Annotated in this window: 5 protein-coding genes and 1 pseudogene; all 6 read left to right on the top strand. The window is 67.0% G+C overall.

Going from position 1 to position 5,058, the window contains the following annotated elements; translation table 11 throughout:
* Positions 1 to 820 (top strand): ornithine carbamoyltransferase (gene argF / locus RMO40_RS07555; RefSeq protein ID WP_309718541.1); only part of this gene is annotated, 820 nt, incomplete at its 5' end.
* A 21-nt stretch (positions 821 to 841) separates the two neighbouring features.
* The gene (locus tag RMO40_RS07560) at positions 842 to 1,585 is read left to right on the top strand and encodes a metallophosphoesterase family protein (RefSeq protein ID WP_309718545.1); all 744 of its coding nucleotides are present in this window, start codon (positions 842 to 844) and stop codon (positions 1,583 to 1,585) included.
* Positions 1,575 to 3,080 (top strand): bifunctional serine/threonine-protein kinase/universal stress protein, encoded by a 1,506-nt coding sequence (locus RMO40_RS07565; RefSeq protein WP_309718548.1) that lies wholly within the window; start codon positions 1,575 to 1,577, stop codon positions 3,078 to 3,080. Before RMO40_RS07560 ends, RMO40_RS07565 begins: the two co-directional genes overlap by 11 nt.
* Positions 3,081 to 3,083: 3 nt before the next feature.
* Positions 3,084 to 3,707: an arylformamidase gene (gene kynB / locus RMO40_RS07570; RefSeq protein WP_309718551.1), complete on the top strand. Its 624-nt coding sequence runs from the start codon at positions 3,084 to 3,086 to the stop codon at positions 3,705 to 3,707.
* Positions 3,707 to 4,960 (top strand): kynureninase, encoded by a 1,254-nt coding sequence (gene kynU / locus RMO40_RS07575; RefSeq protein WP_309718553.1) that lies wholly within the window; start codon positions 3,707 to 3,709, stop codon positions 4,958 to 4,960. The genes kynB and kynU overlap by 1 nt, the downstream gene beginning before the upstream one ends.
* Positions 4,957 to 5,058 (top strand): annotated as a pseudogene (locus tag RMO40_RS07580) (tryptophan 2,3-dioxygenase); the annotation flags it as partial. The gene kynU and the pseudogene RMO40_RS07580, both read left to right, overlap by 4 nt.

Genomic DNA, 5,058 nt, shown 5'->3' on the forward strand with positions numbered 1-5,058 from the left:
CTATGAGAAGTACACGCCGCTGGTCGACCGCACGCTGGCGATGATCTTCGAGAAGGCCAGCACACGCACCCGCGTGAGCTTCGAGGCCGGCATGTACCAGATGGGCGGCTCGGTGGTGAACCTCACCACCGGCGACAGCCAGCTCGGCCGCTCCGAGCCGGTCGAAGACAGTGCCCGCGTGATCAGCCGCATGGTCGACCTGGTGATGATCCGCACCTACGAGCAGACCAAGATCGAAGGCTTCGCGGCCAACTCGCGCGTGCCGGTGATCAATGGTTTGACCAACGAGTACCACCCCTGCCAGATCCTGGCCGATGTTTTCACCTACATCGAACACCGCGGCTCGATCGCCGGCAAGGTGGTGGCCTGGGTGGGCGACGGCAACAACATGGCCAACACCTGGCTGCAGGCGGCCGACATCCTGGGCTTCACCCTGCACGTCAGCACACCCACCGGCTATGAGATCGACGCCCGCGTGGCCGGGGTGTCCAACACCTCGTGCGTGAAGGTGTTCAAGAACCCGCTCGACGCCTGCCGTGGCGCCCACCTGGTCACCACCGACGTGTGGACAAGCATGGGCTTCGAGGCCGAAAACGCCGAGCGCATGAAGGCCTTTGCCGACTGGTGTGTCGACCGCGAGATGATGGCCGCTGCGCAGCCTGATGCACTCTTCATGCACTGCCTGCCCGCGCACCGGGGCGAAGAGGTCGAGGCCGAAGTGATTGACGGGCCTCAATCGGTGGTGTGGGATGAAGCCGAAAACCGCATGCACGTTCAGAAGGCTTTGATGGAATTCCTGCTGCTTGGCCGCATCGGCTGATCCAGCCTTGCCCGAGGCGCCATGAAACTCGCCCTCGTCACCGACCTGCATGCCAACCGCGAGGCCGTCGAAGCGGTGCTGGATCACGCGCAAACACAGGGCGCCGAGCGGTACGCGTTTCTGGGTGACTTCGTCGGCTATGGCGCCGACCCGGGCTGGGTGGTCGACTGCATTCGCGAGCACGTGGCGAGAGGCGCGGTGGCCATCAAGGGCAACCACGACGCCGCCGCCGTGATGGGCGCTCAGCCGAGCATGGTGGAGGATGCGCGCCAGGTGGTCGCCTGGACGCACGAGCAGCTGGATGCCGAGCAGCTCGACTTCCTGGCCACGCTGCCGCTGACCGTGATCGACGACACCCGGCTCTTCGTTCACGCCAACGCCTTCGCGCCCCCCGACTGGGCCTACATCCATGCCCGGTCCGACGCGGTTCGCAGCATGCAGGCAACCGCCTGCCGCATCACCTTTTGCGGCCATGTGCACGAGCCCCGGCTTTACCACCTGGCCAACACAGGCAAGGTGGGCGAGTTTTTGCCGGTTCCCGATGTGCCCATTCCGCTTTCACCCCAACGCCAGTGGCTGGTGATCCCCGGCTCGGCCGGCCAGCCCCGCGACAACAACCCTGCCGCCTGCTACGCCATGTACGACACCGGCAGCGGCGACCTCACCTTCCACCGCGTGCCCTACGACCACGACACCGCTGCCGCCAAGGTGCGCGCAGCCGGGCTGCCACAGCGGCTGGCGCAGCGCCTGCAAGATGGCGGCTGAACTCGGCACCACCGGGAGCGACACCGCGACCTTCGCGGCGGCGGCGCCGCTCACGCACCCGCTGCGCCCGCTGCAGGCCGGCCAGGTGGTCGACGGATTCCGGCTCGACAAGCACCTGCACCAGGGCGGCATGGCCCAGCTGTGGCAGGTCACGGCGCTCGACGGCACCGAGCCCGAGTTGCCGCTCATCATGAAAGTGCCGCGCATCCTCGGCGGCGAAAACCCGGCGAGCATCGTCGGCTTCGAGGTCGAGCAGATGATCCTGCCGCGCCTCACCGGCGTGCACGTGCCGCGCTTTGTGGCCAGGGGCGACATCACCCGCCAGCCCTACATCGTGATGGAGCGCATCGGCGGCGAATCGCTGCGCAAGCAGCTCGACGCCGCGCCCCTGCCCATCGCTGAAGTGGTCGACATCGGCACGCGCGTGGCCACCGCGCTGCACGAGCTGCACCGCCAGCACCTGGTGCACCTGGACGTGAAGCCGAGCAACATCATGTTCCGCGAGAGCGGTGAGGCGGTGCTGGTCGACTTCGGCCTGTCGCGCCACGACCACCTGCCCGACCTGCTGGACGAAGAGTTCGAGCTGCCGATGGGCACCGCGCCGTACATGTCGCCGGAGCAGGTGCAGTTCGTGCGCAACGACCCGCGCAGCGACCTGTTCGCGCTCGGCGTGATGCTCTATCACCTCACCACGGGCGAGCGCCCTTTCGGCTCACCCGACAGCGTGCGTGGCCTGCGCGAGCGCCTGTACCGCGATCCGGTACCACCGATCACGCTGCGGCCCGACTGCCCGCCTTGGCTGCAAGAGATCGTCTTGCAGGCTGTGGAGCCGCAGCCCGACAAACGCCAGCAGACCGGCGCGCAACTCGCCTTCGAGCTGCAAAACCCCGACCAGGTGGTGCTGACCGAACGCGCTGCACGCCGCGCGCGCAGCGGCAAGATGAAGGTGCTGAGCCGCTGGTTCTCTGCCATGGGTGCCGAGCCGTCGGCGCGTGCCAGTGCCACCAGCCAGCTGGCGCGCAGCCCGATCCTGCTGGTGGCGGTCGACGTGGCCAACGCCGAGCGCGAGCTGCTCGACACCTTGCGCCTGACCGCCGAGCGGCTGCTGCAAACAGAACCCGGCGCACGCCTGGCCTGCCTGGCCGTGATGAAGGTCAACCGCATCGGCCTGGACGAGCTGATGGAGCCCGACGGCAGCAGCAAGCACGTGAACCTGCTGGTGCAACTCAAGCACTGGGCGCGGCCCTTGATGCAGTCGCTCAAGCTGCCGACAGAAACGCAGGCCGGCCGTGTGACCTTCCACGTGCTCGAAGCGCCCGATGCCGCCAATGCCATCGTCGACTACGCGCGCAAGAACCAGGTCGACCACATCGTGATGGGCGCACGCAGCAGCGGCGGCCTGCGCCGTTATCTCGGCAGCGTGTCGACCCAGGTCACGGCTCAGTCTGACTGCAGCGTGACCGTGGTGCGCGCTTCAACGCGCACGAAGGAGTGAGCCATGAAACGTGTCTGGGACATCTCCCCCCCGATCGCCCCCGATTCGCCGCTGTTCCCCGGCGACCAGGCCTATTCGCAGCAGTGGACGGCACGCATCGGCCCCGGCTGCCCGGTCAACCTGACGGCCATCACGATGTCACCGCACATCGGCGCCCATGCCGATGCGCCACTGCACTACGCCGACAACGCACCGGCCATCGGTGAGGTCGACCTCGCGCCTTACCTGGGCCCTTGCCGCGTCATCCATGCCATCGGCCCGGCGCGACTGATCCAGGTCGCTGACCTGGCGCACGCGGCCAGCGACCTGCCGCCACGCGTGCTGGTGCGCAGCTGCGACAAAGCGCCCACCACCTGGTCAAGCGAGTTCAGCGCCTTTGCGCCCGAGACCCTCACCTGGTTGGCCAGCCTGGGCGTGCGCCTGGTTGGCATCGACAGCCAATCGGTCGACCCCGCCGACAGCAAGACGCTCGACAGCCACCAGCAACTGTTGAAGCACCATCTGCGCGTGCTCGAAAACCTGGTGCTCGACAGCGTGCCGGCCGGTGACTACGAGCTGATCGCCCTGCCCCTCAAACTGATGCAGGCCTGCGCCTCGCCGGTGCGCGCCGTGCTGCGGGAGTTGTGATGACTTCGCCCCAAGCCACCACCCGCCAAGACTGCCTCGCGCTCGATGCGAAAGACCCATTGGCGTCACTGCGTGTTCAATTCACCCTGCCCGAGGGCGTGATCTACCTCGATGGCAATTCGCTCGGCGTCTTGCCCCGCAGCACCTCGGCGCGTGTGCAGCAGGTGGTGCAGCAAGAGTGGGGCGAGGGCCTGATCCGCAGCTGGAACACAGCGGGCTGGATCGACCTGCCCCAACGTGTGGGCAACAAGATCGCCCAGCTGGTGGGCGCGGGCGACGGCGAGCTGGTGGTGGCCGACTCCACTTCGGTCAACCTGTTCAAGGTGCTGAGCGCCGCGCTGCGCATCGTCAAAGCTGACTCACCCACGCGCAAGTGCATCGTCTCGGAGCGCAGCAACTTCCCCACCGACCTCTACATCGCCGAGAGCCTGGCGCAAGAGCATGGCTTGCGGCTCGTGCTGGTCGAAGCCGACGACATTGAGCAACACCTCAACGCCGATCTCGCCGTGCTGATGCTCACGCAAGTGAACTACCGCACCGGGCGCCTGCACGATATGGCCGCGCTGACGCACGCTGCACAGGCCGCCGGCGGCCTCACGGTATGGGACCTGGCGCACAGCGCGGGCGCCCTGCCGGTCGACCTGCGAGGAAGCAACGCCGACTTCGCGGTGGGCTGCGGCTACAAGTACCTCAACGGTGGCCCAGGCGCTCCGGCTTTTGTGTGGGCACATCCGCGCCATGCCGATCGTTTCTGGCAGCCCTTATCCGGTTGGATGGGCCATGCAACGCCGTTCGAGTTCACGCCCGACTACCGGCCCGCACCCGGCATCGCGCGCTACCTCTGCGGCACACCATCGGTCATTTCGTTGGCCGCGCTCGAATGTGGTGTCGACACCGTGCTCGCCGCCGACATGAACGCCCTGCGCCACAAGTCGATCGCCCTCACCGAACTCTTCATCGAGCTGGTCGAATCGCGCTGCGCCGGGTTGCAACTGGCTTCGCCGCGTGAATCAGCGAAGCGCGGCAGCCAGGTGAGCTTTGCCCACCCCAGCGCCGGTTACCCGATGATGCAGGCGCTGATCGCACGCGGCGTGATCGGTGATTTCAGAGCGCCAGACATCCTGCGCTTCGGCTTCACCCCGCTCTACACCCGCTTCATCGACGTGTGTGACGCGGTTGAGCAACTGGCGCAGGTGCTGCACAGCGGCGAGTGGCGCGAGCCGCGCTTCAGCCAACGGGCGGCAGTCACATGAACCCTACCGAAAAAATCGTCGCCGAAGAAGGCGCCAAGCTCGACTTCAGCCAGGACATGAGCTACGGCGACTACCTGCACCTCGACCAGGTGCTCAAC

The organism is Rhizobacter sp. (assembly GCF_031412075.1).
Taxonomy (GTDB): domain Bacteria; phylum Pseudomonadota; class Gammaproteobacteria; order Burkholderiales; family Burkholderiaceae_C; genus Rhizobacter.